This is a genomic window from Actinosynnema sp. CA-299493, from assembly GCF_050946825.1.
Lineage (GTDB): Bacteria > Actinomycetota > Actinomycetes > Mycobacteriales > Pseudonocardiaceae > Actinosynnema.
In genome coordinates this window covers 3,714,937-3,741,578 of record NZ_CP191993.1, presented here as the reverse complement: position 1 = coordinate 3,741,578, position 26,642 = coordinate 3,714,937, and the positions used below count along the sequence as shown (strand labels likewise).

Genomic DNA, 26,642 nt, shown 5'->3' with positions numbered 1-26,642 from the left:
CTCGCACCTCAGCTCCACAGGCGGCCTCTCGGGTCGAAGCTCGACAGGACCGAGTTCATCAATTCCCGCCTGCCCGAGATACCCAGCTTCCGGTAAACGGAGGAAAGGCGGGACTCCACTGTGCGCCTCGCCAGTGACAACATCGTGGCGATCACCTCGTTGTCGTATCCGGCTGTCACCAGTCGGGCCACCGCGAACTCCTGCGGGGTCAGGCTCCGAGGAGCGGTGATCGCGTGCAGTGCCGTCCTGGCCTGGACGACCACGTGTTCGTTGCGGTGTTCCACGCCCAGCTTCACGGCTTCACCCAGGAGTTTGCGCGCCATCGACGGGTCTCCCTTGGCCCCCATCGCCCTGCCCAGGGGGACGATGATGCGCAGCATCTCGTTGTCCGCATCCGCTGCTCGCAGCAGGTTGACGACCTCGTACGCCACGTCGGCCATGTCGGCGCGGTCGCTCGACACCGCAGCCACGTACAAGGCCCGGCCTATTCCGCTCGCCGTTCCCCACGCCCTGGCCGCGGTCAGGCCGATTCGGGCGAAATGCCGAGCTCGCTCCTTGTCCCCCAGTTCCACGGCCGCCAACGCGATTCCCGTCTGCCACGGGACGACGGCCGGGTTGCGCATGTGGTTCGACAACGGGTCTTGGCCGGACAGCACGTAGTCGCGGATGGCCGACGTGTAGTCGCCCGTCGCCACCTCGGCCGCCGCCTTCGCACCCACCAGCAGCGCGCAGCCCCCGATCCCGCTTCGTTGCGGCAACTCGTCGCGGTGGCGCTCCAGCAGTCCGACTGCTTCACGCGGCCGGCCGCTGTCGATCAGTGCTTCCGACCACCACGTCATCGCCACTGTGGTGGGCGTTTGCCCGCTCAGGTACGGCATGGTGTCCGCGAAGATGTCCAACGCGCCGCACGAATCGCCTGCCAGGTGGCGGATCCTGGCTCGCACGATCGCCAGCAGGCGACCTGGCACTGTGCCGGCCGACCAGTGCGGCAGCGTGGCGATCCGGGCGCAATGGGATTCCGCCAGCCGCAGGCGGTCCGCGCAGATCAAGGTCAGCAAGGCGTAGAAGACGCAACTGTCGTGGGCCAGGCAGTGGTCGCTCGCCAGTGCCGACTCCGCCTGCGCCACTGCGGACAGGCGCTGCTCGCCCCGGAAGAGCAGTCCGGTCGCCTGCAAGGCGGGGCAGTACGCGCCCGCGGTGTCCGGTGAGCGGTGTTCGTACGGACGGAAGCCGAATATCCTTTCGAGACCGGCCGGGTTGACGTCCGCACGGCTCTGGCGGTCGGGCTCCTCCACTTTCAGGACAGTGCGCACCGCGCAGCTCATGAGGCCCTGCTCCGCGCCATCCGCGATTGTGCCGAGTGAAGCATCGCGTACGACAGGTCTTGCCGTTTCGATATCCGGAGTTTGCGGTAGACGTGCGACAAGTGCTGTTCCACCGTGCTCACCGTGATGTTCGACTTCCTCGAGATCTCCACGTTGGTCAGGCCCATGCGCGCCAGCGTGGCCACGTTCCTCTCCTCCACCGTCAAGGACATCGCCGGACCGGCGGCCCGCATGCGGTCGATTCCGGTGCGGGCGCGGGCGGACCAGACGTCGTTGCGGTCCTGCTCAGCCAACCGAAGGGAGTGTTCGAACATCTGCCGCGCTTCACCCGGATCACTTCGTTCCGAGAGATGGGTGGCGAAGTCGTAGCGCACCCGGACCTGGCCACGGCGCACCGGCGACACCTCCAACTGGGCGCAGGCCGCCCGGAAGAGTTGGGAGGTGCTTTCGTCCGACCGCGCCACGGCCAGCGCGTGCAAGGCCATCCCCTGGCCCCATGGGGTGCCCCAGTGTCGTGCGGCTGCCAACTCCTCCTCGGCCAGGTGCGATGCGACATGATCACGGTGCAGTGCCGCGGAACAGATCGCCGCCTGGGACTGCCACCTGATCACGGCCGGGTTGAACACCGCGCGTTCGGCCAGTTGGCGACCGCAGGCCAGGTAGTCGTTCAGGCCTCGCTCGTGCCGTCCCGCCGCCAGTTCCAGCGATGCCACCGCCGCGAGCAGCAGCGGGTAGTCCCTGATCGTCTTGTCCGGCGTGAAGTAGCCGCGCTCGGCGAGCAGGTCCCGCGCGGCCACCACCTCGCCCAACTCGGCGAGGATTTCCACCAGCCAGGCGGTCGAGACCTCGTCGAACCTGGTGGCGGCACCACCGCCGAGCACGGTCACCAGCAGGCCGTGCGCCTCCCGCAATCGGCCGGTCAGGCTCATAACCCTGCTCCTCAGCAGCGACAACACGTCGCGGTGCAGCCTCGACCGGGTCCAGACCGGTTCCGCCGCCAAGCGGTTCAGCGCCACTTCGGCCAGGTCCACCTCTTCGGCGTAGATCAACGCCATCACGCAGTACCAGGCACAGGCCGAATCGCGGTGGCGGGACAGCACCAGCGACTCCGACGCCAACGAGACCGATTCCGCGCGGCTCACCCCCCGGTTCGCCAGCAGTACTGCCCTGGTCGCGCGCAGGCGCGCCCTGGACAGGTCGTCGTCGCGCCGCAAGGCCGGGCTGGTGATCTTCGTGTTCGGCCAGCCCGGCACGTAGACGAGCTGGCGGTCTTCCGCTGATGGATCTTCCCCCGTGTGCTTACCCATAGTAAGATCGACATCCCCCCAGATATCGTTCGCGGCCTTCCACCACGCTCACACCGACAACTCGGCATCCCATCGGTTCGATTATGCACGGAAGAGTTGGAATAGCGCGTCGGTCCGTCGACCGCGAGCCAGGCAACGTTTCCTTTCGAACCCGGTCCCGAGAGTGTCGGCAATCCGATCGTACGACAGCCGCCTCGCGCCATGCAGCAAGCTTTTGTCAGCGCAGGTGCGTACGGGCAGCCGGACTACGCCACTCGAGTGACATCACGGTGCACGTACCGTGACCATAGTGCGTACAAGCACATTCTATTGACCTTGTCAAGATGCATCAGATATGATTTATGTCACTATTTCGGCACACCCCCGCCTGGCCCCTTCGCGCTTCGGCCCATAACGGCACCGTGCACTAATACGGTGTTACCGCTTTGGCGGTGATCACGCCCGGGGTCCGCCCCGTCGAACAGTCGTGCGGACTGCCCCCAGTCTCGCCCTCGCGCGCTTCCACCGGGTTTGCGGGCCGTGCCAGAGTCGAACGCGAGCACCGGGGGCACGAATGTCGTTCACGCCGGCAGGCAATCCAAGCTGCCGATTTGCACTCATGGCACGCGTTCACTCGCCAAGACGAGCCCACGCACTCGTCCAATCGGTGTCAACCGGCCGGGAAGGAGTACTTCAGAATGCGAAAGGTGCTCATCGCCAATCGTGGCGAGATAGCGGTCCGAGTGGTCCGCGCGTGCCGCGATGAGGAAATCCGAAGCGTGGCCGTCTACGCGGAGCCGGACCGCGACGCGCTGCACGTCCGCTTGGCCGACGAGGCGTTCGCGCTGGGCGGCGACACCGCCGCCACCAGTTACCTCGACCCCGAGAAGGTCCTTCGGGCCGCGGCGGCCGCCGACGCGGACGCGGTGCACCCCGGCTATGGCTTCCTGTCCGAGAACGCGGACTTCGCGCAAGCGGTCATCGACGCCGGGTTGATCTGGATCGGACCACCGCCGGACGCCATCCGCGCGCTGGGCGACAAGGTCGCCGCACGGCGCATCGCGGTGGCCACCGGAGCGCCGCTGGCGGCGGGCACACCCGACCCGGTCGTCGAGGTCGCCGAGGTCGTCGCGTTCGCCGAGGAGCACGGACTGCCGATCGCGATCAAGGCCGCGTTCGGTGGCGGCGGCCGCGGCCTCAAGGTGGCCCGGTCGCACCAGGAGATCCCGGAGATGTACGAGTCGGCGGTCCGGGAAGCGGTGGCCGCGTTCGGCCGCGGCGAGTGCTTCGTCGAGCGCTACCTGGACCGGTCGCGGCACGTCGAGACGCAGTGCCTCGCTGATCGGCACGGCAACGTGGTCGTGGTCTCCACGCGGGACTGCTCGCTGCAGCGCAGGCACCAGAAGCTGGTGGAGGAGGCGCCCGCGCCCTTCCTGACCGCCGAGCAGAACGCCGAGCTGTACCGGTCGTCGAAGGCGATCCTCGCCCACGCCGGCTATGTCGGCGCCGGGACCTGCGAGTTCCTCGTCGCGGACGACGGGACGATCTCATTCCTGGAGGTCAACACCCGGCTCCAGGTCGAGCACCCCGTCACCGAGGAGGTGACCGGCGTCGACCTCGTGCGCGAGCAATTCCGCATCGCTCGCGGTGAACCGATCGGCTACACCGACCCCGCGCCGCACGGGCACTCCTTCGAGTTCCGCGTCAACGGCGAGGACCCCGGCCGCGGCTTCCTGCCCGGACCCGGCACCGTGACGGAGTTCGCGCCACCCACCGGGACAGGCGTACGGCTCGACTCGGGCGTCGAGACCGGCACCGTCATCGGCCAGGCTTGGGACTCGATGCTCGCCAAGCTGATCGTCACCGGCGCGACCCGTCAGCAGGCCTTGCAGCGCGCCGCCCGCGCGCTCGGCGAGTTCAGGGTCGGCGGGCTGGCAACGACACTGCCGTTCCACCGCGCCATCGTCGTCGACCCGGCGTTCGCTCCCGCGGACCCCGACCAGCCCTTCGACGTGCACACCCGGTGGATCGAAACGGGTTTCGCCAACACCATCCCACCGCACGGCACCGCCGACTCACCGCCCAATACCGACTCGGCCCTGCGCGAGACGCTGGTCGTGGAGATCGAGGGTCGGCGGCTGGAGGTGTCCCTGCCCGCCATCGGTCGTGCCGCGTCCGCGGTCGCGCCCGCCCGCAAGGCGCGACGGCCCGCCCGACGGTCCTCGGTGGCGGTGCTGACCGGCGGTGACCTCGTGTCACCGATGCAGGGCACGGTCGTCCGGGTCGCGGTCGAGGAGGGCCAGTACGTCGTCCAGGGCGACCTGGTGCTGGTGGTGGAGGCCATGAAGATGGAACAGCCCCTCACCGCGCACCGCGCGGGAGTTGTACGCGGCCTGGTCGCGACGCCCGGTTCGACCGTGGTCTCCGGCGTGACCGTCTGCCGGATCGAAGAGTTCGCGAACCCCTCTCCGTCGACAGTTCGGGAGTGACGCATGGATTCATCGGTCGCCGTAGTAGGAGCAGGGCCGGCGGGACTCATGCTGGCCGGGGAGTTGCGGCTGGCGGGTGTCGACGTCGTCGTCATCGACAGCCTCCCCGAGCGCACGGGGGAATCGCGGGCCATCGGCTTCACCATCCGCACGATGGAGGTGTTCGACCAACGCGGCCTGCTGCCGCGCTTCGGCGAGATCGTTACCAGCCCGATGGGGCACTTCGGTGGCGTGCCGCTGGACCTCGGCGTGCTGGGCACCGCCAAGCAGGGAGCGCGGGCGGTTCCGCAGTCCGTCACGGAGGACGTGCTCGCCGCGTGGGTCCGCGACCTGGGCGTAGAAGTGCGGCACAACCAGGAATTCGTCGGGCTCACCGAGGACGGCGACGGCGTGCACGTCCACGTGCGGGGTTCCGGCGAACCGCTGCGCGCCCGCTACGTCGTCGGGTGCGACGGCGGCCGCAGCGCCGTGCGCAAGGCCGCGGGCTTCGACTTCCCCGGAACGGCGGCGACGACCGAGTTGTTCGTCGCGGACGTGCGGGGGATCGACCTGGAGCCGAGCGCGATCGGCAAGCAGGTTCCCGGCGGCATGGTCATGAGCGCCAAGCTGCCGGGCGACATCCACCGGCTGATCGTCGGCGAACGCGGCGTGCCGCCCCGCCGGCGCTCCGGCCCGCCCGCGTTCCAGGAAGTCGCTGACATGTGGAAGCGGCTGACCGGCATCGACATCGACCACGCCGAACCGGTGTGGGTCAGCGCGTTCGGTGACGCCGCCCGGCAGGTCACCGAGTACCGCCGCGGCCGTGTGCTGCTGGCGGGCGACGCCGCGCACGTGCACCTGCCCGCCGGCGGACAGGGCATGAACACCAGCATCCAGGACTCCTTCAACCTGGGGTGGAAACTCGCCGCCGTGCTCAAGGGTGCCGCACCACTGTCCCTCTTGGACAGCTACCACGACGAGCGGCACGCGGTCGGCCGCGCGCTGCTCACCAACACCCGCGCACAGGGCACCTTGATCCTGGGTGGTGAGGAGGCCCAGCCGCTGCGCGAGGTGCTGTCCGAACTCGTCCGACACCCCGAGGTGCAACGCCACCTGGCCGCCAAGGTGACCGGGCTGGACATCCGCTACGACGTCGGCGGCGGCACGCACCCCCTGCTGGGACTGCGGATGCCGCACCTCGGGCTGACCCGCGACGGTCGCCCGACGAGCAGCACCGAGCTGCTGCGCGCGGGCCGCGGCGTGCTGCTGGACCTGGCAGGCAACGCGGTCCTTCGGCACCGCGCGAAGCCGTGGCACGACCGGGTCGACATCGTGACCGCGACACGGGACGAGCAGGCGCCCGACAACCCGCTCGCGAGGACCACCGCGGTGCTGATCCGGCCCGACGGCCACGTCGCCTGGGCCGCACCCGGCAGCCACCACGACCTGCCGATGGCCCTGGACCGCTGGTTCGGGCCGGCCACCTGACACCCGCTCGCCTGGAACACGGAGGAACTCGACCACATGCACAGCACCCTGATCGTGGCCAAGATGGCGACCGGCTCGGCCGAGGAGGTCGCCGCGTTGTTCCACGCCTTCGACAACACCGAGATGCCAGGTCTGATGGGCACCCGGCGCAGGCAGCTCTTCGAGTTTCACGGCCTGTACTTCCACCTGCAGGACTTCGATCGCGACAACGGCCACGACCTGATCGAGAACGCCAAGACCGATCCGCGGTTCATCCGGATCAGCGATGACCTCAAGCCGCTGATCAGCCCGTACGACCCGGAGACCTGGCGCTCGCCCGCCGACGCGATGGCGCGTCGCTTCTACGATTGGACCGCGAAGTGAGCCGTCGAGTCGTCATCACCGGAGTCGGTGTCACCGCGCCGGGAGGTGTGGGTGCGAAGAACTTCTGGCAGTTGCTGGCGGACGGCCGCACGGCCACCCGACCCATCTCCACGTTCGACGCGTCGTCGTTCCGCTCACGCGTGGCCGCCGAGGTGGACTTCGACGCCGAGCTGTCCGGGTTGACCCCGCAGCAGGTGCGGCGGATGGACCGGGCCGCGCAGTTCGCCGTGGTGACCGCGTGGGAGGCGGTCGCGGACAGCGGGCTGCAGTTCGACGCGCTCGACCCGGCACGCACCGGCGTCACCATCGGCAGCGCCGTCGGCGCGACCATGGGGTTGGACCAGGAATACCGCATCGTCAGCGACGGTGGCGCGCTCGACCTCGTCGACCACACCTACGCGGTGCCGCATCTCTACAACTACCTCGTGCCCAGCTCGTTCGCGACCGAGGTCGCGTGGGCGGTCGGCGCGGAGGGACCGGGCACAACGGTGTCCACCGGCTGCACGTCCGGGTTGGACGCCGTCGGCTACGCCGCGGACCTGATCATGGACGGCTCGGCGGACGTGATGGTCGCAGGCGCCACGGATGCGCCGATCTCCCCGATCACGGTCGCCTGCTTCGACGCGATCAAGGCCACCACTCCGCGCAATGACGACCCGGAGCACGCGTCCCGGCCGTTCGACGCGAGCCGCAACGGGTTCGTGCTCGGCGAGGGTGCCGCTTTCTTCGTGCTCGAGGAGCTGGCGAGCGCACGCCGTCGCGGCGCGCGGATGTACGCCGAGGTCGCCGGGCACGCCAGCCGGTCCAACGCCTTCCACATGACCGGCTTGCGCCCGGACGGCGTCGAGATGGCCGAGGCGATCCGGGTCGCGCTCGACGAGGCGCGGCTCAACCCCGAGGATGTCGACTACATCAACGCGCACGGATCGGGCACCAAGCAGAACGACCGGCACGAGACGGCCGCGTTCAAGCGCAGCCTCGGCGAGCACGCCTATCGGGTGCCGGTCAGCTCCATCAAGTCGATGGTCGGGCACTCGCTGGGCGCAATCGGGTCCATCGAGATCGCGGCGTCCGTGCTGGCGATGGCCAACGACGTCGTGCCGCCGACGGCCAACCTGCACCACGCCGACCCCGAGTGCGACCTGGACTACGTGCCGCTCGCCGCGCGGGACTGGCGCACCGACGTGGTGCTGTCGGTCGGCAGCGGATTCGGCGGCTTCCAGAGCGCGGTCGTGCTCGCGAACCCGGATCGGAGCGTCCGGTGAACACGTCGGGCAAGACCGTCGTGACCGGTCTGGGTGTGACGGCCCCGACGGGGCTGGGGCTGGAGGAGTACTGGTCCGCGACGCTCGCCGGGCGCAACGCGATCGGCCGGATCACGCGCTTCGACCCGGCGCGGTACCCGGCCCGGTTGGCGGGCGAGATCCGCGGGTTCGTCGCCGAGGACCACCTGCCCGGCCGGCTGCTCCCGCAGACCGACCGGATGACCAGGATGGCGCTGGTCGGTGCGGACTGGGCGTTCGCGGACGCGGGGATCGTGGCCGCAGACCTGTCGGGGTACGACGCGGGCGTCATCACGGCCAGTCACTCCGGCGGGTTCGAGTTCGGCCAGAACGAGCTGAAGGCCCTCTGGAGCCAAGGCGGCCAGTACGTCAGCGCCTACCAGTCGTTCGCCTGGTTCTACGCGGTGAACAGCGGGCAGATCTCCATCCGCAACGGCCTGCGCGGCCCGAGCAGCGTGGTGGTCACCGACCAGGCGGGTGGGCTGGACGCGGTCGCGCAGGCCCGCAGGCAGATCCGCAGGGGCACCCCGCTGATGGTCTCCGGCGCCGTCGACGCGTCGATCTGCACGTGGGGCTGGGTCGCGCAGCTCACCAGCGGCCGGATGAGCGTCAGCGACGACCCGGACCGCGCCTACCTCCCGTTCGACGACCGGGCCTCGGGTTACGTCACCGGTGAGGGCGGCGCGCTGCTCGTGCTGGAGGACGAGGTGCGCGCACGGGAGCGCGGCGCACCCCACGTGTACGGAGAGATCACCGGGCACGCGTCCACGATGGACCCCCCACCGGGCAGCGGGCGGGAATCAGGGCTGCGCCGGGTGATCGAGCTGGCGCTGACCGACGCGGATGCGTCCCCCGGCGACATCGGCGTGGTCTTCGCCGACGCCGCGGCCGTCCCCGAGCTGGACCGGGCCGAGGCCGACGCGCTCGGCGCGGTCTTCGGGCCGCACGGGGTGCCCGTGACCGCGCCGAAGACCACGACCGGCCGCCTGTACTCCGGTGCGGCGCCGCTCGACCTGGCCGCCGCGTTCCTCTCGATGCGCGACGGCGTGATCCCGCCGACCATCGGCACCTCGCTGTCCAGCCGCTACGACCTCGACCTCGTGACGGGCGAACCCCGCCCCGCCGCACTCGACTGCGCGCTCGTGCTCGCCCGCGGCCAGGGCGGTTTCAACTCCGCCATGGTCGTCCGGGCCGCGACCCGCTGAACACCGACGAAGGGACGACCGTGATGACCGCGAACCCGTTCACCCTCGACGACCTCCGCCGCACCCTCCGCGCGGGTGCGGGCGCCGACGAGGAGATGGACCTCGACGCCGACATCGCCGATGTCGAGTTCGGTGACCTCGGCTATGACTCGATCGCGCTGCTGGAGACGACCAGCCGGATCGAGCGCGAGTGCGGCGTCTCGCTCGACGAGGACTCCGTGGCCTCCGCCAAGACCCCGCGCGAGCTGATCGACCTCGTGAACACGCAGCTGACCAACCAGACGGCCTGAGCCGTCCACTCCAGAGAGCAGGAGCACCATGGCAGACGCGAAGGTCGCGCTGGTCACCGGCGCGACGAGCGGCATCGGCCTGGCGACCGCGCGGTTGCTCGCCGAGCAGGGTCACCGGGTCTTCCTGTGCGCCCGCGGCGAGGACGCGCTGCTGCGCACCGTCAAGAACCTCCAGGACGAGGGCCTCGACGTCGACGGCACGACCGGCGACGTGCGTGAGAAGGCCGACATCCGCCGCGTCGTGCGGGCCGCCGTGGACCGCTACGGGCCGATCGACGTGCTGGTGAACAACGCGGGCCGCAGCGGCGGCGGCGTGACCGCCGACATCGAGGACGACCTGTGGCTCGACGTCATCGCCACCAACCTCACCAGCGTCTTCCTGGTCACCCGCGAGGTGCTCACCACCGGCGGCATGCGCGGCAAGGACCGCGGCCGGATCATCAACATCGCCTCCACCGCGGGCAAGCAGGGCGTGGTGCTCGGCGCGCCGTACTCGGCGTCCAAGCACGGGGTCGTCGGCTTCACCAAGGCCTTGGGCAACGAGCTCGCGCCGACCGGCATCACGGTCAACGCCGTCTGCCCCGGTTACGTGGAAACGCCGATGGCGCAACGGGTCCGGCAGGGTTACGCGGCGGCGTACGGCACCACCGAGCAGGCGATCATGGAGAAGTTCACCGCCAAGATCCCGCTCGGCCGGTACTCCACACCCGAGGAGGTGGCCGGCCTGGTCGGCTACCTGGCCTCAGACCCGGCCGGATCGATCACCGCGCAGGCGCTGAACGTCTGCGGCGGGCTCGGCAACTTCTGATCCGCCACAGCCAGGGAAGGGAGACGAGCATGACCGGGTACCCGATTCGCCAGGTGGAGCACGAGATCACCGTCGCCGCCGACGCGGCGGAGGTGTTCCGCCTCATCGCCGAGGTCGAGAACTGGCCGCACATCTTCCCGCCGTCGATCTACGTGGACCGCGTGGAGCAGCACGGGAACACGGAGCGGATCCGGATCTGGGCCACAGCCAACGGCGAGCCCAAGAACTGGACCTCGCGGCGAGAGCTGGATCCGGCGGCACTGCGGATCACGTTCTGGCAGGAGGTGTCCGCGCCACCGGTGGCCCAGATGAGCGGCACCTGGATCGCCGAGCGGCTCGACGGCGGCGGCGCCCGGCTGCGGCTGCTCCACACCTACCGGGCGGTCGACGACGACCAAGCCGCCCTGGAGTGGATCGACCAGGCGGTCGACCGCAACAGCCGCAGTGAGCTGGCGTCGTTGAAGGCGACCACCGAAGCACTGACCGCACGGTCGGAGCTCACCTTCTCGTTCGTGGACTCGCTTCAGGTCAACGGTTCCGGCAAGGACCTCTACGACTTCATCAACGAGGCCGACAGGTGGACCGAGCGCCTGCCGCACGTCGCCGACGTGCGGCTGACCGAGGACACGCCGGGCCTGCAGGTGCTCCGGATGGACACGCTCACCAAGGACGGCTCGAAGCACACCACCGAGTCGGTCCGGGTGTGCATCCCACACCACCGGATCGTCTACAAGCAGACCACCCTGCCCGCGCTGATGAGCCTGCACACCGGCCACTGGCTGTTCGAGGAGGACGCCGACGGCGTCACCACGGCCAGCTCGCAGCACACGGTGACCATCAACTCGGACAACATCGCCAAGGTCCTCGGGCCGGACGCCGGTGTCGACGAGGCGCGGGCGTTCATCCGCGAAGCGCTCGGCACGAACAGCCGGGCCACTCTGGGACACGCCAAGCAGTACGCGGAAGCACGGCGCTGACCGGTGGGCGCGGAACCGGACACCGATGTGGTGGTCGTGGGCGCCGGACCGGTGGGGCTGCTGCTCGCCGGCGACCTGTGCGCGGGTGGCGCCCGGGTCACCGTGGTGGAGCAGCTGGCGGACCCGACCACGGAGTCCAGGGCGTCGACGTTGCACTCCCGCACGATGGAGCTCCTGCACGAGCGGAGGATACTGGGCAGGCTGGGTGAGCTGCCCGACGGCGGACCCGGGCACTTCGGTGGCATCCCGCTCGACCTGGCGCGGGCCGACCCGCGACACCGGTTCGCCGGACAGTGGAAGTGCCCGCAGACCAGGCTCGAAGCGGTGCTGGCCGAACGGGCAGTCGAACTCGGTGCCCGGGTGCGCAGGAGACGACGGGTCACCGGGCTGGCGCAGGACGCCGACGGCGTCACGGTCCAGACCCACGGGCCGGACGGGGACCGGCAGGTGCTCACTGCCGCGTACCTCGCCGGGTGCGACGGCGAGCAGAGCACCGTACGGGCATTGGCGAAGTTCGACTTCGCGGGCGAGGACGCGACGCTGGAGATGCTGCGGGCCGACGTCGACGGCATCACCATCCCCGACCGGCGGTTCGAACGGCATCCCGACGGGCTCGCCACCGCCTTCCGCCGGCCCGACGGCAGCACCCGGGTCATGGTCCACCTCTTCGGCGCCCGGCCGTCGGCGCGCCAGCCGGCGTTCGACGAGATCGTGACCGCGTGGGCGAAGGTCACCGGCGAAGACATCTCGGCCGGGAAATCCCTCTGGCTCAACGCGTTCGACAACACCCGGCGCCAGGTGAGGCGGTACCGCTCGGGTCGGGTGCTGCTCGCGGGCGATGCCGCCCACCGGCAGATGCCGGTGGGCGGGCAGGCGGTGAACCTGGGCCTGCAAGACGCCGCCGAGCTGGCCGAGCGGCTGCTCGCCCGGCTGCGTGGCGGCGGTGACGACGAACTCGACCTCTACCACGACCGGCGCCACCCCGTCGGCGCCCGGACCCTGAACAACATCCAGGCGCAAACGTTGCTGCTGCTCGGCGGGCCGGAGATCGAACCGATCCGCGAGACCTTCACCGAACTCATGCGGATCGACGCGGTCCGTACCCACCTGGCCGGCGCGATCAGCGGCGTCGGCCGACCACAACCCTGACGGAAGCGGAGAGGCGACACCATGGGCAGGCTCACGAACAAGACGGCACTCGTCACCGGGTCGAGCCGCGGCATCGGCCGGGCGACGGCGCTGCGGCTGGCCGAGGAGGGCGCGCTCGTCGCCGTGCACTACGCGTCGAACGAGGACGCGGCCGAGGAGACCCGATCACTGATCGAGAACGACGGCGGCCGCGCGTTCCTCGTGCGCGCCGAGCTGGGGGTCCCCGGCGACGTGCACGAGCTGTTCCTCGGCCTCGAACAGGGCCTCAAGGAGCGGACCGGTGAGACGAGGCTCGACATCCTGATCAACAACGCGGGCGCGCAGACCCCGGCCGGCCTGGCGCCAGAGGACGTCACGCCCGAGGCCTTCGACAACCTCTACAAGGTCAACGCCAAGGCGCCGTTCTTCATCGTGCAGCGGGCGCTCGGCCTGCTCCCCGAGGGCGGTCGCGTCATCAACATCTCCTCCGGCCTGACCCGCGTCGCGCAGCCCGACCAGGTGGCGTACGCGATGACCAAGGGCGCGCTGGAGCAGGTGACGCTGCACTTGGCCCGCCACCTGGCGCCGCGCGGCATCACGATCAACACCGTCGCGCTGGGCATCACCGACAACGGCAGCCCCGTCTTCGACATCCCCGAGGTCGTCGAGCAGATGGCGCAGTTCTCGGCTTTCAAGCGGGTCGGCACGGCGCGCGAGGTCGCCGACGTCGTCACGTTCCTGGCCACCGACGAGGCCCGCTGGATCACCGGCGCGTTCATCGACGCCAGCGGTGGGACGATGCTGGGCTGAGCGGTCGGTTCCACTGAGCGGGGGAGGAGAGGGCGGGAGGCCGATGACAACCGTGAACGAACCGGGCAGTTTCCTGGACCAGGTCGACGCGCTGCACGAGCTCAAGGCGTCGGCACGGCTGGGGCCCGACGTGCGGGCCACCGAACGGCAGCACGCCAAAGGCAAGCTCACCGCGCACGAGCGGATCGACCTGCTGCTGGACAAGGGCACCTTCACCGAGGTGGAACCGCTGCGGCGGCATCGCGCCTCCGGTTTCGGCCTGGAGGCGAAGCGGCCGTACAGCGATGGCGTGGTCACCGGGTGGGGCGAGGTCAAGGGCCGGACCGTGTTCGTCTACGCCCACGACTTCCGGATTTTCGGCGGGGCGCTCGGCGAGGCGCACGCGCAGAAGATCCACAAGCTGATGGACATGGCGATCGCCGCGGGCGCGCCGCTCGTCTCGCTCAACGACGGGGCGGGCGCGCGCATCCAGGAAGGTGTGTCGGCGCTCGCGGGCTACGGCGGGATCTTCCAGCGCAACACGCGGGCCTCCGGCGTCATCCCGCAGATCAGCGTGATGCTCGGACCGTGCGCGGGTGGCGCCGCCTACTCCCCCGCGCTCACCGACTTCGTCTTCGTGGTGCGCGACATCTCCCAGACGTTCATCACCGGGCCGGACGTCGTGCGCGCCGTGACCGGTGAGGAGGTCTCGATGGAAGACCTCGGCGGCGCGGACGTGCACAGCGGGGTGTCGGGCCTCGCGCACTTCGTCCACGACAACGAGGTGGACTGCCTCACCGATGTCCGCGCGCTGCTGTCGATGCTGCCCGCCAACAACCGCGAGCTGCCGCCCGTCGTGCCGGGCGACGACCTGGCCGACCTGCGTGGCGACCGGCTGCTGGAGCTGGTGCCTCTGGACGGGAACCGCGCGTACGACGTCGGCGACGTGATCGCCGAGCTCGTCGACGACGGCGACTACCTGGAGGTGCATGCCTCGTGGGCGCCGAACATCGTCTGCGCGCTGGCCCGGATCGACGGCCGCGTGGTGGGCGTGGTCGCCAACCAGCCCTCGGTGTTCGCCGGGGTGCTCGACATCAAGGCCAGCGAGAAGGGCGCGCGGTTCGTCCAGTTCTGCGACGCCTTCAACATCCCGCTGCTGACGCTGGTCGACGTGCCGGGCTTCCTGCCCGGCGTCGACCAGGAGCACGAGGGCATCATCCGGCGCGGTGCGAAGCTGCTCTACGCCTACTGCAACGCGACCGTGCCGCGGGTCTCGGTGGTGCTGCGCAAGGCGTACGGCGGTGCCTACATCGTGATGGACTCGCGGTCGATCGGCGCGGACGTCGCGCTCGCCTGGCCGACCAACGAGATCGCGGTGATGGGCGCCGAGGCGGCGGCCGACGTGATCTTCCGACGGGAGATCACGTCGGCCGCCGACCCCGACGCCACCCGCGCCCGGAAGATCGCCGAGTACCGGGAAGAGCTCGTGCACCCGTACTACGCGGCCGAACGTGGACTGATCGACGACGTGATCGACCCGAGGGACACCCGCGCGGTGCTCGTCTCCGCCTTCGCGATGCTGCACCGCAAGCACGCCGACCTGCCGCGCCGCAAGCACGGCAACCCACCCCAGTGAACGGACCGCCATGACGATCATCGTGGAGAAGGGCGAGCCCCGCCCCGAGGAACTGGCCGCGCTGATGGCGGTCCTGCACACCCGGGCGGCTGCCGCCGCGACCGCCCGGCACGACCGGACCGACCACCGGTCGCGCGCGCTCTGGCGTCGCCTCGAACGCGTCGCCGGTTTCGACAACCCGACGACCTGGCGAGCGGTCTGACCACCGTCCGCGACGCCGGCATGACGACCGGGCGGGTGAACGGCCAGTCGGTTCGGAGGTTATTCCAAATCGATGAGCTGTTCACCCGTTCGGTGGCAATAGGGAACACATCACCAGACGGAAAGGGTAGCCTGGAGCAATGGTCAAGATGCAGGTTGAGATCTGGTCGGACGTCGTTTGCCCGTGGTGCCTGATCGGCAAGCGCAAGTTCGAGGCGGCAGCCCGCAAATTCGACGGAGTGGCGGACATCACGGTGCGGCACCGCAGCTTCGAACTCAATCCGGACGGCCCCGAGCAGGGCCGGTATTCGGTGCCGGAGTACATGCAGGCGGCACTGGGCATGCCGCTGCCGCGGGCGCTGCAGACGTTACAGTTCGTCGCCCGTTCCGCCGCCGAGGTCGGACTGGTCTACCGGATGGAGGAATCACGGGCCGCGAACTCGTTCGACGCGCACCGGTTGCTGCACTTCGCCGATTCCAAGGGGCGGGGCAAGGAAGTGCGAGAACTGGTGTCGCACGCGTTCGTGGCGACCACCATGGACATCGCCGACCACGACACGTTGTGCAAGCTGGGCGGCCAAGGCGGGCTGGACGAGGCCGAAGTCAGGGCGGTGCTGGAGAGCGGTGAGTTCGGCGACGTCGTCCGCCGGGACGAGACCGCGGCGCACCGGGCCGGGATCCACGGCGTCCCGGCCTTCCGCTTCAACGAGGGAACTGTCGTGAGCGGCGCACTGTCGGTCGAGGAACTGGAGTCGATCATCGGGGACGAACTCGCGAGGACGCCCGCCGGGCGCTAGTCCGACCGGCCCGGCCTCGCCGACTCGGCGAGGTCCTTGACGTGGCGCAGGGTGACCCGGTCGTGCGCGGCCAGCGCGTCCTGGATGTGCGCGCGTGCCTCCGGCACCCCTGCGCCCACGCCGAGTACCGCCTCCACGTTCGCCGGTTCCAGCTCCGCGGTGTGCCCGGCGGTCACCAGAAGTCCAGCTCCGTCAGCTACAAAAGTCCAGTTCACCAGGTGCAACACCATCAGGGCGGGTAGCACCACGTCCTTGCCGAAGAGTCCGCGATCCGGCAGGCAGACCCGGTGGCTCGTGGTGGCCAGGATGTGATCACCGGGCATCCGCGCACCCAGTTCCAGTACCTGCACATCGTGCTGATCGGTCTGTTGCACCCGGGCGGACTCCACGTGCGGGAGGGCCCGCGCCCACCGGTCGGCGCGCACGAGGAAGTCGTACGGGACCCACGACGCGGTGTCGATCCGGATGCTCTCGGAGAACGCGAACCGGACGCGCTCCGGCGCATCGACGTGCGCCCGCAGTTCGGCGAGCCGGGCCGGCGACCCTTCGGTCACCCTGATCCGGCACGTCCCGGCCGTCAGAGGTTCGACGGACCACGCCTCCGCCACCGACCCCGACCCGTGCCGGAACTCGACCGTCGACCGGTCCGCGTCCGACACTCGGAGCAGCGTCGTGCTCCGCACCCGACCATTCACCACGTGCCAGCAGCGGAACCGGTCCGGGTCGCCGTCGCGCTCCACGTGAATCACCGACCGGAATACCAACGGCCATTCACCGACTTCGGTGACGAGCCGGTGGACGACTGGCGCGGGCATGGTCACCACGACCTCGCGGCTCGCTTCGTGGACAGCAGGGTGCGCCATGACACCTACTCCTTAATCATCTTGCGGCGACCGATCGACGATGGCCGTTCGCGCACCCTCCCATCCCGCCGGTGACGCGGTCAAGGCATTCCATCGAGCATTGCGGACACACCACTAATTGACTGTGGCGCGCATCACACAGCCTAGTCCGTGAGGTCCAGGCGTTGCTTAGGTTCGAGCCAGACGGAGTCGACTCGAAAGTATGCGCCAGGAGTCCGAATGTCACTTTCACACGTTCCGCACGAGCAGCAGGAAATCATTCCGGTCGAGCTGGAAAGCGCGCGGGACATAGTGCCCCTGCTGCGCGAGCAGGCAGCGCTGACGGAGGAGTTGACGAGGCCTACCGAGAAGGTGATCACGGCACTGCGGAACGCGGGTCTGTTCCGGCTGGAGGTCCCCGTGGAGCTCGGCGGGTTCGGCGCGAACCTCCGCGCCCAGATGGCCGTCGCGGTCGAACTCGCCCGCAGTTGCCCGTCGACCGCGTGGCTGGTGGGGATCAACTCGACGGCCAAGCAGCTCACGCTGGGCAGGTTCCCGCTCGTGAGCCAGGGCATCCTGCGCGCCGACCCGGACGTCTTCGTCAGCTCGGTCGGCAACGCGCAGGCCTCGGCGACGAGGATCGACGGTGGCTACCGGATCACCGGCAGCGGCCGGTTCACCTCCGGCTGCGAGGTGGCCGACTGGGTCGTGATCTGGGCGGTGGCGGTGTCCGGGTCGAACGGGCAGCGGCTGGTCTCGGTGCTGCTGCCCGCGTCCGACCTCAAGGTGGAGAGGACCTGGAACGCCGCGGGCATGAACGGAACGGGTAGCCACACCGTGGTCGCCGAAGACGTCTTCGTGCCGGATTCCCACTGCACGGTGTCGGAGTTCAGCACCGAGGAGAACTCGTTCACGGGATTGCCGCTGCCGCAGCACCTCCTCCGTGCGGTCGCGATCGAGCTGCCGGCCCTGGTGGGCGCCGCGCACGGCGCGTTCGACCTGGTGCGCCATTCATTCGACGTCGGCCGACCAATAACCGACACGGTGTACGCGAACATCTCCGACTCGCCCTCGGCCCGCCAGTCGCTGGCCGAGGCCAAGCACGAAATCGATTCGGCGTACCACCACATGCGGGTCGTCGCCGACCAGTTGGACGCGGCGCCCACCGACCGGCCCATGCCGCTGGAAGGTCGGCTGCGGGTTCGGATGGACATGTCGTCGGCGATCTCGCTGTCACGCGCGGCGATGTCGAAACTGCTCGACCTCGGCGGCGCGTCCGCGTTCTCGCGCTCGAATCCGCTGCAGCGCCTCTGGCGGGACCTGGAGGTCGGCAGCAGGCACGCCAGGTTCAACCCGTACATCGCCTTGGAGGACTACGGCCGGTTCCTCGGCCGCGGAGAGTCCCCGACCGCGGTGCTGGTGTAGCCGATTCGAGAACGGTGGTGTTCGCATGGACGTCCCGGTTCCACCGCCGACGCGCGGTGCCGGACACCGACGCCCCGGGCGCCGGGTCCTGCTGTTCGCCCTGTCGGGCACGATGCTCGTCGACACCCTCGAGGTCTCGCTGCTCGTCATCGCGCTGCCGACGATCCGGTCCGCGTTCGACCTGACGCACGCGACGGCGCTGCTGGTGCCCGCCGCGTTCGCGACCGGCTTCGCCGCGCTGCTCGCACCGGGCCTGTCGATTGTCGAACGGGTCGGGCTGCGCCGGACGTACCTGGGTGCGGTGTTCACCTTCGGGCTCGCACTGGTCGTGGGCGGCGCGGCGCCGAACGTCGAGGTCCTGGTGCTGGCGGAACTGGTGAAGGGCGCCTGCGCGGCGTTGAGCGCGCCCGCCGGGATGATGATCCTGAGCGCCGCGTCCACCGCAGGGGGTGACGCCCTCCGGACGACCTTCGTCTACTCGCTCGCGGGCTCTGCCGGGGCCGCGGGGGGCATGCTGGTGTCCGGCGCGCTCACAGAGACGAGCTGGCGGTTGGCTCTGCTGGTGCCGCTGCCCGTGGTGCTGGCGCTGGGGATCGCCGCGTTGGCGACGGTGCCGAACGACGGCGCGTCCGCCGCCCCGGCGCCGAAGCCGCGGTTCACGATCACCGCGCCGCTGCTCAGGGCGTGCCTGGGCGCCGCGACGCTCAACGGCGCCTCGCTCGGCTTCGTGGTAGTGGTCAACTTCCAGCTCCAGGACGGACTCCGCTGGTCGTCGCTGCACGCGGCGCTGGTGTGCACGCCCGCGTTCGCCACGCTCATGCTCTCGGCGTGGTACGCCAAGCCGATGGTCGAACGGTGGGGCACGGCGCGGCTGATCACGACCGGCGCGGCCGTGGCCGCCGCGACCTGCGCGCTCTACCTGTGGAGGCCCGATCCGGGCAGCTGGGGACTCGGCGTGCTGCTCCCGGCCCTCGCCATCGGTATCGCCTACCTGTGCTCGTTCGCCCCGCTCAACGTCCAAGCGGCACGTGAGACCTCGGCCAACCACCCGGCCGCCAAGAGCCTGTTGCAGACCTCGGTCCAGGTCAGCACCGTCGTCTTCCTGCCGTTGGCCGGAGTGCTGCTCGACGTCGGTGGACATCGGACCGCACTGGTCCTGGTCACCTGCCTCGGCGTCGTGGGCGTCGTCGTGGCGTCCACGGACCGGGCCCGCCGAGTCGCGCCGTGACCACTCGAACCACGGAAGGAGCCGGGGTGTCGACCGAACCCGTACGCGTCGTGATCGTCAACGGCAGTGCCCGTCGAGGGCGCACCAGCAAGGTCCTCGTCGAGTGGCTGGCCGAGGTCATCGGCGAACGCGAGGAGATGTCGTCGGACCTGATCGACCTGGCGCACGTGACGCTCACGTCGACCGGCCCGGTCCTCGACCCCGACGAGGAGACCGCCCGGGTCCTCGCGGGCACCAGCGCGAGGCTCGCCGCGGCGGACGCGTTCATCGTGGTCACCCCGGAGTACAACCGGAGCTTTCCCGCTTCGCTCAAGAGCTTCATCGACTGGCACACGACCGAGTGGCAGGCCAAGCCGGTCGGATTCGTGTCCTACAGCGGGGGCATCAGCCGCGGCATGCCGGCCGTGGAGCAGCTCCGGCACGTCTTCACCGAACTGCACGCGGTGACCATCCGCGACACGGCCAGCTTCGCGGGCGGCGAGCCCGTGTGCGACGACCTCGGCAAGCCCAAGGACCGCGATCTCCTGGCCGGCGTGGCGAAAACCCTGCTCGACGGGCTGCTCTGGTGGGCGCTCGCGCTGAGGGACGCCCGCGCCGCGCGACCTTATTCCGGTTGAGCACCGCCCGTCGGTGCCGATCACGATTCCACGGAGAGGCGATGATGATCTTCACTCCCGCTGAGGCGGAGTACCTGGCCGGCCAGCCCATCGGCAGGCTCGCCACGGTGCAGGCCAACGGAACCGTCCAGGTGTGCCCGGTGCGGTTCGTCAACAACGTGCCCACCGACAGCATCGACATCGGCGGCTATCGGCTCACTTCCAGCCAGAAGTACCGCAACATCGTGCACAACGGTCGGGCCGCGCTCGTCGTCGACAACATCAGGTCCTTCGACCCGTGGCGGATCAGCTCGCTTGAGATCCGCGGCGTCGCCGAGATCGTCGAGGACACCGGCGACTCCTCCATCAACGCCTACATCCAGAGCGAGGGCCCGTTCATCCGGATCAGGCCGTTCCGGGTCATCAGCCTCGGCATCGAGGACCCCGACGTCGAGCCGCACGAGCTGGTCCCGCGCAAGCGCAACATCCCCTGACGTTCCCCGACCTCCCACATCGAACGAGGAGTCGAATTGGAGACCACGACACCCCCGCAGGCCGAACTGGTCGAGACCGCGGCCAAACTCGTACCGCTGCTGCGCTCGCACGCGCTCTCGATCGACGAGCACCGCAGGCTGCCCGATGACGTCGTGGAAGCGTTGAACGCTTCCGGGCTGCTGAAGATGTACGCACCCAGCCAGTACGGCGGGTACGAGTCGAACGCCCGGACCGCGGTCGACGTGCACGCGGAACTGGCCCGCGGCAACAGCTCCACGGCGTTCGTCGTGTCGGTCTACGCCCTGCTGAACTGGATGGCGGGTCTCTGGCCGGACGACGTGTTGGACGAGGTCTTCGCGACTCCCAACGTGAAGGTGTGCGGCACCACCGCGCCCTCGGGCATCGCGACCAAGGTCGACGGCGGGTACCTCTTCACCGGTCGATGGGGTTTCACCAGCGGCTTCCTGCACAGCGACTGGAAGATCACCACGGCCATGCTCGACGACGGGTCCGAGATGATCATGGCCCTCATCCCCTCGCGGGAACTGGAGGTCGTCGACGACTGGAAGACCATCGGCCTGCAGGGAACGGGCAGCGTGACCACGACGGCCGCAGACCTGTTCGTGCCCGAGCGGCGCGTCATCCACACCGCCGACAACGTGCAGGGGCAATGCCTGTCCGAGGTCAACTCGACGAAGCAGCTCTACCAGACGCCGATCGCCGTGCTGTCCACCGCGGTCTCGATCGGACAGCTCGTCGGTGCGGCCAAGTACGCGCTGGAATCGTTCCTGGAGCGGATTTCCGGGCGCGGCATCTCCTACACGAACTACCCGGATCAGGCCGGGGCGCCGATCACCCACCTCCAGGTCGGCGAGGCGAGCTTGCTGATCGAGGAGGCCGAGGAGCGGGCCCACCGGTTCGCCGACCTGTTCGACCGCAAGGTCGCCGCGGGCGAACCGTGGACCCAGGCCGAGCGGGTGCGCGCCCGCGTCGACATCGGCCGCGTCGGCCAGCTGACCAAGCGCGCCACGGACATCCTCGCCGAGGCCGCGGGCGGCTCCTCGCTGTTCCTGGAGGTGCCGATCCGGCGCATCCAGCGCGACCTCGGCGCAACGACCGCGCACGCGCTGCTCAACCCGTTGACCAACGTCGAACTGCACGGCCGGGTGCTGTGCGGGCTCGAACCCAACACCACCCACCTGTAGCGGTCCGCGGAGGCCTGCCATGCCGTACATCTCCTTCGCGCTGCCCCGAATGCAGGACCCCGCCGTCGTCCACTCGCTGTTCAGCGCGACCGAGGTGCCCGACCGGCACGCGCAGGCGCGAGCGGCGGAGGCGGTCGTCGCGCACTGGCAGCAGAGCGAATGGCCCGCCGACCTGGTGTCATTGCACCTGTACACCAGCACCGACGGCATGCGCGTGCTCGCATACGCGCAGTTCTCGGGCGAACCCGTCGTCGCACGCATCGACGACGTGCTGAAGTTCCCCGACGTCCCGGACGTCGACTTCGCACCCTACGTGCCGTACCGCCTGTACCGGGCGGTGGGCGGCGGGCTGGAGCACCGCGTCGAACCGAGGTGCTTCCCCATCGCGTTCTTCGACGTCGGTGACCAGTCCGCGAGCGGCTGGATCGACGGGTTGCTGGGCCACGAGGAGCGGTCCACGGGCTCGGACCGGGCCTACCCCGGCGCCGTGTCGGCCAACTTCCACATCAGCACCGAGGGCCACCACGTGCTGATCTTCTCCGAGTGGACCACGGAGGAGCACGCGGCCTCCCACATGAAGACTTTGATCAACGGGCTGCTCAGCGCCTCGCCGGTCAAGGCGTCCGACCCCAACACCCGGTACGAGCGGTTCGTCAGCGTCCGGCGCTAGCAACAGGAGGACAGGAATGCGTGTCGGAATAGTCAGCGGCGCGGGCCGGGGCATCGGCGCCGCGATAGCGAAGGCTTTGGGGCAAGCGGGCTACCACGTCGTGGTGAACTACCGCTCGAACGCGGCGGCGGCGGACGCCGTCGTAGCGGAAATCGCGGCCACCGGGGGCAGCGCGGAAGCCAGGCAGGCGGACGTGTGCGACCCGGACGAGGTCGCGAAGCTGGTCACGTCGGTGCACGAGGCGCACGGCAGCGTCGACCTGCTGGTGTGCAACGCGAATACGGTCGACCCGCCGTTCGAGGACTTCGGCTCCCTGTCGTGGGACCGGTTCCACGAGAAGGTCGCGGGTGAGCTGGCGGGCTCGTACTTCCTCACCAAGCAGGCGCTCGCGATCATGCAGAGGCAGCGGTCCGGGCGGATCATCTACATCTCCAGCACCGCCGCCGACCTCGTGGGCGGCAGCATCGCGCACGCCACGGCCAAGGCCGCGCTCAACACGTTCGCCCGCAACGTCGCGGGCTTCGCGGCTCGGCATGGCGTGACGGTCAACGTGGTCGCGGCGGGCGTGGTCGACACCGAGGCGACCAGCGTCGCGGTGAACGACGAGTCCCTCCGGTACTTCAAGGAGCACACGACGTTCGGCAGGCTGGTCCAGCCCGAGGAACTCGCGAACGCGGTCAGCATGGTCGCGGACGACTCGTTCGGGGCGGCGACGGGCCAGATCATCCGGGTCGACGGCGGTTTGGACGTGCTGGGGCAGCAGTTGTCGATCTCGGGCAGGTGGAATCTGCCCGACGACTAAGCTTGCCTTTTTAGGTCCCGGACGGGTGACGTGCACCCCGGTTGATCATGGAAGCAGCCCTTGGTTGATCATCACTCTTGCGACAGAAGGATGATCGACCAAAGGGCTGCGTGATCAGTGTGCACCATCTCGACCCTGGTCGGCCTGTCGCCGGCGCCGGAGCACCGACGCGGGCACGGCGGGCTGTACGACGCGGTCAACAACGGCCGGATCGACACCGAACGAGTACGGGCCGCGTTGGCCGGGGCTGCCGCTGCCCCGCGCGACGGACGGTCGGCTGGTGCTCGCGGTCGACGTCTCGCCGTGGCTGCGTCCGGACGGCGACACCTGCCCGGACCGGTCGTAGACCTCCGGCTGCGACGTCGACCCGCCGCTCGTCCTGCGGGCCACGACCGTCGACCAGGACGAACCGTCGCCCGACACCTGGACCTCGAACGTGGTGCGCCGGGTATCGCCCTGGTGCCAGGCCAGTGCCACCGACCCGCCCGGGACCACTGTCACGACCGTCACCGCAGCGGCGGCAGCCGCCACGAAAGCACGCACACGTCCCATCGACCCGTACCTTCCGAAAGCGACGAACAGTCGCGATTGACGAAAGCGCAGCGGCACCCGAATGTGTTGCGACAGGCGGAACGCTGTCAAGCGCGGCCGCAGCGCATGGGCCGGCCACATTGACAACCCGCGACTCGCGGTCGTCGGGCATGGGGTTGCTCGCGCTCCGCCAGGAAGTACCGCCTGCGCACACGGCAGCCGCCCTGAGCCAGGTGTCGACGAGGCCCTCTCGAAACCAGAGACCGGCACCTGTCGAAGCGCGGTGCGACGACCGGCGCTCCGGGGCCCCGTAGTAGCGGCACCCCGCCTGGCAGCCCGGTGACGACATCGTTCCACCCGTGTTTTTGCGGAATGGGTCGCACGAGTGAGTGATTTCCGGTTGCCGTCCCCGCGGGCGGTGGGGCCGGCTGGAACGCTGGGGTCGACGGTGGCGGCAGCGGTCGGGAGGTGCCCGCGGTGCCCGAGTCGGAACGCCTCTCCGCCCCTCGGCCCTTGGCCGATGCGGACGGTGGTGGTGCGGTCGGGCAGTGGGTGGTCGCCTCGTCGACCGCCACGGTGGTGCAGGCGGGGCGGGACGCCACGGTCACCGTCGAGCAGCACTTCCACCCGCGCCCCGCGCCCGTGGTGCCCCAGCAGTTGCCCGCCACGCCCGGCACTTTCACCGGGCGGGTCGGGGAGTTGACCGAACTGGACCGGGCGCTGCGTCCCTCGACCGTTTCGTCGGCCCCGGGGACCGGTGCGGCGCCCACGGGTGGGGCGACACTGGTGATCTCGGCGATCGGCGGCGCGGGCGGGATCGGCAAGACCTGGCTGGCACTGTCCTGGGCCAACCGTCATCTCGACCGGTTCCCCGACGGGCAGTTGTTCGTGGACCTGCACGGCTTCAGCCCCACGGACCGGCCGAAGTCGGCAGCGGACGCGTTGCAGGGCTTCCTCGAAGCCCTCGGGGTCGACCCCGACCGCATCCCGGCCGACGTCGACGCGCGGGCGGCGATGTACCGGAGCCGGGCCGCGAACAAGCGGATGCTGGTCCTGCTGGACAACGCCGCCACCTCCGAGCAGGTCGTCCCGCTGCTGCCCGGAGGTGCCTCGTGCACCGTGCTGGTCACCAGCCGCAACCGGCTGGGCGGCTTGGTCGCCCGACACGGCGCCCACCCGCTGCCCTTGGGAGTTCTCACCGACGCCGAGGCCCACGCCGTGCTCCAAGCCTCACTGGGGCCGCATCGCGTCGGGGAGGCCGGGCAGGCGATCACCGAGTTGATCGCGCTGTGCGGTGGCTTCCCGCTCGCGCTCGGCCTGATCGCCGCTCGCGCTCGTACCCAGCCCCACCTGCCCGTGGACGAGGTCGTCGCCGAACTGCGCGAACTCGGCTTGGACGCCCTCGACCACGCCGACGACCCCACTGCCGGCCTGCCCGCCGTGCTGTCCTGGTCCCTGCGCCTGCTCACCGAGGAGCAACGCACCGTGTTCGCGCTGCTGGGCATCGCCCCAGGTCCCGACACCGGTCTGCCCGCCGCCGCCTGCCTCACCGGCCTGCCCTCGGCCAGGACGCGGATCGTGCTGCGCGACTTGGCCGACGCCTCCCTGGTCGACCGCGCTCCCGGCGGCCGGCACACGATGCACGACCTGGTCCGCGCCTACGCCACCACCCACGCCCGAGCCCTCCCCCGACCGGTGCGGGAGGCGGCGTTGACGCGGGTGAACGACTTCTACCTGCACACCGCCCATGACGCCGACCGCCTCCTGGACCCCCGCGTCGAGCAGACCGTGCTCGGCCCGCCCGTCCCGGGTGTGCGCGCGCAGCCGCTGTCCGACCGCCCGACCGCGCTGGCCTGGTTGCAGGCCGAGCACACCAACCTGCTGGCCGCCCAGCAGAGCGCCGCCGCTCTGGGCCGTCACCGGGCGGTGTCGCACCTGGCCCAGGTCCTGAGGACCTTCCACTACCAGCGCGGAGACTTCTCGAGCGACCTGACCGCGTGGCGAGCCGCGCTGACCGCCGCCGCCGACCTGCCCGATCCGGTCTCCACCGTGCGGGCCCACCGGGGTGTCGGCTTCGCCTGCGCCGGATTGGGTCGCCACGAGGAGGCGCTCGGCCACCTGCACCGTGCTCTCGCCCTGGCCGAGGAGGACAACGACCTCGCCCAACAGGCACTGACCCACCACGAGTTGGCGACCAGTTGGGAGTTGGGTGGTGACAACCGCATGGCGCTGGCGCACGCCAGGCGGGCCCTGGGCCTGTACCGCGCCGCGGACCTGCCCGGGCGGGAAGCCGTGGCGCTGAACTCGGTGGGCTGGTACGCCGCCGGCGTCGGCGAGTACGACACCGCCCGTGACCACTGCCAGGCGGCACTCATCCTGCACCGACGCCACCACGACCCCGTCGGGGAGGCGCACACCTTGGACAGCCTGGGCTTCATCGCCCACCACACCGGCCACCACGAGCAAGCCCTCGACCGCTACCGGCAGGCCCTCACCCTGTACCAGGAGTTGGGCAACACGTTCTACGCCGCCGGCGTCCTCGACCACTTCGGCCACGCCCACGCCGCCCTCGGTCAGCGCGAGCAGGTCCGCGTGGCGTGGCAGGAGGCCCTGCGGCTGTACCGGGAGCAAGGGCGTGCCGCCGACGTTCACCGCGTCCAGCGGCAGCTGGACGACCTCGACCCAACGCCGGAGGTCTCCGGCACGACACACTAGACGGCACTCCAGAACCGCTTCACCTCGCGCGCGGGCCAGTCCATCCGATCGGCGACGTACGCCGCGTTCAGCATCGCCTGTCGTGCGGG

The 26,642-nt window shown here is 70.0% G+C and carries 25 protein-coding genes; 21 read left to right on the top strand and 4 right to left on the bottom strand.

Annotation, left to right across the window (positions count from 1 at the left end; translation table 11 throughout):
* Positions 1-8: 8 nt before the first annotated feature.
* Positions 9-1,325, bottom strand: a complete 1,317-nt coding sequence (locus ACQPYE_RS16775) for a helix-turn-helix transcriptional regulator (RefSeq protein ID WP_498722241.1) — start codon at positions 1,323-1,325, stop codon at positions 9-11.
* A complete protein-coding gene (locus ACQPYE_RS16770) occupies positions 1,322-2,632 on the bottom strand; it encodes a helix-turn-helix transcriptional regulator (RefSeq protein WP_498722240.1) in 1,311 nt (436 codons plus the stop codon). Before ACQPYE_RS16770 ends, ACQPYE_RS16775 begins: the two co-directional genes overlap by 4 nt.
* A 677-nt stretch (positions 2,633-3,309) precedes the next feature.
* On the opposite strand from ACQPYE_RS16770, the gene ACQPYE_RS16765 reads away from it, so the two are divergent.
* The 13 genes from ACQPYE_RS16765 (at position 3,310) to ACQPYE_RS16705 (ending at position 16,044) form a co-directional block, all read left to right on the top strand.
* A complete protein-coding gene (locus ACQPYE_RS16765; protein ID WP_498722239.1) occupies positions 3,310-5,100 on the top strand; it encodes an acetyl/propionyl/methylcrotonyl-CoA carboxylase subunit alpha in 1,791 nt (596 codons plus the stop codon).
* Between the two features lie 3 nt (positions 5,101-5,103).
* The gene (locus ACQPYE_RS16760; RefSeq protein ID WP_498722238.1) at positions 5,104-6,567 is read left to right on the top strand and encodes an FAD-dependent monooxygenase; all 1,464 of its coding nucleotides are present in this window, start codon (positions 5,104-5,106) and stop codon (positions 6,565-6,567) included.
* A gap of 36 nt (positions 6,568-6,603) precedes the next feature.
* Positions 6,604-6,930 carry a TcmI family type II polyketide cyclase gene (locus ACQPYE_RS16755; protein ID WP_498722236.1) on the top strand — a complete coding sequence of 109 codons (327 nt, stop codon included), beginning with the start codon at positions 6,604-6,606 and terminating at the stop codon, positions 6,928-6,930.
* A complete protein-coding gene (locus ACQPYE_RS16750) occupies positions 6,927-8,195 on the top strand; it encodes a beta-ketoacyl-[acyl-carrier-protein] synthase family protein (RefSeq protein ID WP_498722235.1) in 1,269 nt (422 codons plus the stop codon). Before ACQPYE_RS16755 ends, ACQPYE_RS16750 begins: the two co-directional genes overlap by 4 nt.
* Positions 8,192-9,418, top strand: a complete 1,227-nt coding sequence (locus ACQPYE_RS16745) for a ketosynthase chain-length factor (RefSeq protein ID WP_498722234.1) — start codon at positions 8,192-8,194, stop codon at positions 9,416-9,418. Before ACQPYE_RS16750 ends, ACQPYE_RS16745 begins: the two co-directional genes overlap by 4 nt.
* A gap of 23 nt (positions 9,419-9,441) precedes the next feature.
* A complete protein-coding gene (locus ACQPYE_RS16740) occupies positions 9,442-9,708 on the top strand; it encodes an acyl carrier protein (RefSeq protein WP_498722233.1) in 267 nt (88 codons plus the stop codon).
* Positions 9,709-9,736: 28 nt separating this feature from the next.
* A complete protein-coding gene (fabG, locus tag ACQPYE_RS16735; RefSeq protein ID WP_498722232.1) occupies positions 9,737-10,516 on the top strand; it encodes a 3-oxoacyl-ACP reductase FabG in 780 nt (259 codons plus the stop codon).
* A gap of 29 nt (positions 10,517-10,545) precedes the next feature.
* Positions 10,546-11,493, top strand: coding sequence for an aromatase/cyclase (locus ACQPYE_RS16730; RefSeq protein WP_498722231.1), 948 nt, complete (start codon positions 10,546-10,548; stop codon positions 11,491-11,493).
* Between the two features lie 3 nt (positions 11,494-11,496).
* Positions 11,497-12,642: an FAD-dependent monooxygenase gene (locus tag ACQPYE_RS16725; protein WP_498722230.1), complete on the top strand. Its 1,146-nt coding sequence runs from the start codon at positions 11,497-11,499 to the stop codon at positions 12,640-12,642.
* Positions 12,643-12,663: 21 nt separating this feature from the next.
* Positions 12,664-13,431, top strand: a complete 768-nt coding sequence (locus ACQPYE_RS16720) for an SDR family NAD(P)-dependent oxidoreductase (protein WP_498722228.1) — start codon at positions 12,664-12,666, stop codon at positions 13,429-13,431.
* A gap of 43 nt (positions 13,432-13,474) precedes the next feature.
* On the top strand, positions 13,475-15,046 hold the full coding sequence (locus ACQPYE_RS16715) for an acyl-CoA carboxylase subunit beta (RefSeq protein ID WP_498722226.1): 1,572 nt from the start codon (positions 13,475-13,477) through the stop codon (positions 15,044-15,046).
* Positions 15,047-15,056: 10 nt separating this feature from the next.
* Positions 15,057-15,248, top strand: a complete 192-nt coding sequence (locus tag ACQPYE_RS16710; RefSeq protein ID WP_498722224.1) for an acyl-CoA carboxylase subunit epsilon — start codon at positions 15,057-15,059, stop codon at positions 15,246-15,248.
* A 139-nt stretch (positions 15,249-15,387) separates the two neighbouring features.
* Positions 15,388-16,044, top strand: a complete 657-nt coding sequence (locus ACQPYE_RS16705) for a DsbA family oxidoreductase (protein WP_498722222.1) — start codon at positions 15,388-15,390, stop codon at positions 16,042-16,044.
* Here ACQPYE_RS16705 and ACQPYE_RS16700 read toward each other — a convergent pair.
* A complete protein-coding gene (locus ACQPYE_RS16700) occupies positions 16,041-16,907 on the bottom strand; it encodes an SRPBCC family protein (RefSeq protein ID WP_498722221.1) in 867 nt (288 codons plus the stop codon). The genes ACQPYE_RS16705 and ACQPYE_RS16700 overlap by 4 nt on opposite strands.
* Positions 16,908-17,126: 219 nt before the next feature.
* On the opposite strand from ACQPYE_RS16700, the gene ACQPYE_RS16695 reads away from it, so the two are divergent.
* From ACQPYE_RS16695 to ACQPYE_RS16665, 7 genes are read left to right on the top strand one after another with little or no spacing between them, the layout of a single operon-like run.
* Positions 17,127-18,311 carry an acyl-CoA dehydrogenase family protein gene (locus ACQPYE_RS16695; RefSeq protein WP_498722220.1) on the top strand — a complete coding sequence of 395 codons (1,185 nt, stop codon included), beginning with the start codon at positions 17,127-17,129 and terminating at the stop codon, positions 18,309-18,311.
* A gap of 25 nt (positions 18,312-18,336) precedes the next feature.
* Complete coding sequence (locus ACQPYE_RS16690; protein WP_498722218.1) at positions 18,337-19,539, top strand: MFS transporter; 1,203 nt, start codon at positions 18,337-18,339, stop codon at positions 19,537-19,539.
* Between the two features lie 26 nt (positions 19,540-19,565).
* The gene (locus ACQPYE_RS16685; protein WP_498722217.1) at positions 19,566-20,156 is read left to right on the top strand and encodes an NADPH-dependent FMN reductase; all 591 of its coding nucleotides are present in this window, start codon (positions 19,566-19,568) and stop codon (positions 20,154-20,156) included.
* Between the two features lie 41 nt (positions 20,157-20,197).
* A complete protein-coding gene (locus tag ACQPYE_RS16680; RefSeq protein ID WP_498722216.1) occupies positions 20,198-20,629 on the top strand; it encodes a PPOX class F420-dependent oxidoreductase in 432 nt (143 codons plus the stop codon).
* Between the two features lie 36 nt (positions 20,630-20,665).
* A complete protein-coding gene (locus ACQPYE_RS16675) occupies positions 20,666-21,835 on the top strand; it encodes an acyl-CoA dehydrogenase family protein (RefSeq protein WP_498722214.1) in 1,170 nt (389 codons plus the stop codon).
* A gap of 19 nt (positions 21,836-21,854) precedes the next feature.
* Complete coding sequence (locus ACQPYE_RS16670; RefSeq protein WP_498722213.1) at positions 21,855-22,505, top strand: hypothetical protein; 651 nt, start codon at positions 21,855-21,857, stop codon at positions 22,503-22,505.
* A gap of 16 nt (positions 22,506-22,521) precedes the next feature.
* Positions 22,522-23,307: an SDR family oxidoreductase gene (locus ACQPYE_RS16665; protein WP_498722212.1), complete on the top strand. Its 786-nt coding sequence runs from the start codon at positions 22,522-22,524 to the stop codon at positions 23,305-23,307.
* 114 nt (positions 23,308-23,421) lie between these two features.
* Here the strand turns inward: ACQPYE_RS16665 and ACQPYE_RS16660 are convergent, their stop codons facing one another.
* Entirely contained in the window at positions 23,422-23,808 is a 387-nt protein-coding gene (locus ACQPYE_RS16660) for a hypothetical protein (protein ID WP_498722211.1), read from the bottom strand.
* 507 nt (positions 23,809-24,315) lie between these two features.
* On the opposite strand from ACQPYE_RS16660, the gene ACQPYE_RS16655 reads away from it, so the two are divergent.
* On the top strand, positions 24,316-26,553 hold the full coding sequence (locus ACQPYE_RS16655; RefSeq protein ID WP_498722210.1) for an ATP-binding protein: 2,238 nt from the start codon (positions 24,316-24,318) through the stop codon (positions 26,551-26,553).
* Positions 26,554-26,642 lie beyond the last annotated feature (89 nt).

Excerpts from the sequence above, each read along its gene's own strand:
- ACQPYE_RS16770 (WP_498722240.1), bottom strand. The coding sequence starts at position 2,632 with ATGGGTAAGCACACGGGGGAAGATCCATCAGCGGAAGACCGCCAGCTC.
- ACQPYE_RS16680 (WP_498722216.1), top strand. The coding sequence starts at position 20,198 with ATGATGATCTTCACTCCCGCTGAGGCGGAGTACCTGGCCGGCCAGCCC.
- ACQPYE_RS16690 (WP_498722218.1), top strand. The coding sequence starts at position 18,337 with ATGGACGTCCCGGTTCCACCGCCGACGCGCGGTGCCGGACACCGACGC.
- ACQPYE_RS16665 (WP_498722212.1), top strand. The coding sequence starts at position 22,522 with ATGCGTGTCGGAATAGTCAGCGGCGCGGGCCGGGGCATCGGCGCCGCG.
- ACQPYE_RS16715 (WP_498722226.1), top strand. The coding sequence starts at position 13,475 with ATGACAACCGTGAACGAACCGGGCAGTTTCCTGGACCAGGTCGACGCG.
- ACQPYE_RS16720 (WP_498722228.1), top strand. The coding sequence starts at position 12,664 with ATGGGCAGGCTCACGAACAAGACGGCACTCGTCACCGGGTCGAGCCGC.
- fabG (WP_498722232.1), top strand. The coding sequence starts at position 9,737 with ATGGCAGACGCGAAGGTCGCGCTGGTCACCGGCGCGACGAGCGGCATC.
- ACQPYE_RS16740 (WP_498722233.1), top strand. The coding sequence starts at position 9,442 with ATGACCGCGAACCCGTTCACCCTCGACGACCTCCGCCGCACCCTCCGC.
- ACQPYE_RS16705 (WP_498722222.1), top strand. The coding sequence starts at position 15,388 with ATGGTCAAGATGCAGGTTGAGATCTGGTCGGACGTCGTTTGCCCGTGG.
- ACQPYE_RS16695 (WP_498722220.1), top strand. The coding sequence starts at position 17,127 with ATGTCACTTTCACACGTTCCGCACGAGCAGCAGGAAATCATTCCGGTC.
- ACQPYE_RS16710 (WP_498722224.1), top strand. The coding sequence starts at position 15,057 with ATGACGATCATCGTGGAGAAGGGCGAGCCCCGCCCCGAGGAACTGGCC.
- ACQPYE_RS16775 (WP_498722241.1), bottom strand. The coding sequence starts at position 1,325 with ATGAGCTGCGCGGTGCGCACTGTCCTGAAAGTGGAGGAGCCCGACCGC.
- ACQPYE_RS16700 (WP_498722221.1), bottom strand. The coding sequence starts at position 16,907 with ATGGCGCACCCTGCTGTCCACGAAGCGAGCCGCGAGGTCGTGGTGACC.
- ACQPYE_RS16730 (WP_498722231.1), top strand. The coding sequence starts at position 10,546 with ATGACCGGGTACCCGATTCGCCAGGTGGAGCACGAGATCACCGTCGCC.
- ACQPYE_RS16760 (WP_498722238.1), top strand. The coding sequence starts at position 5,104 with ATGGATTCATCGGTCGCCGTAGTAGGAGCAGGGCCGGCGGGACTCATG.
- ACQPYE_RS16755 (WP_498722236.1), top strand. The coding sequence starts at position 6,604 with ATGCACAGCACCCTGATCGTGGCCAAGATGGCGACCGGCTCGGCCGAG.
- ACQPYE_RS16670 (WP_498722213.1), top strand. The coding sequence starts at position 21,855 with ATGCCGTACATCTCCTTCGCGCTGCCCCGAATGCAGGACCCCGCCGTC.
- ACQPYE_RS16765 (WP_498722239.1), top strand. The coding sequence starts at position 3,310 with ATGCGAAAGGTGCTCATCGCCAATCGTGGCGAGATAGCGGTCCGAGTG.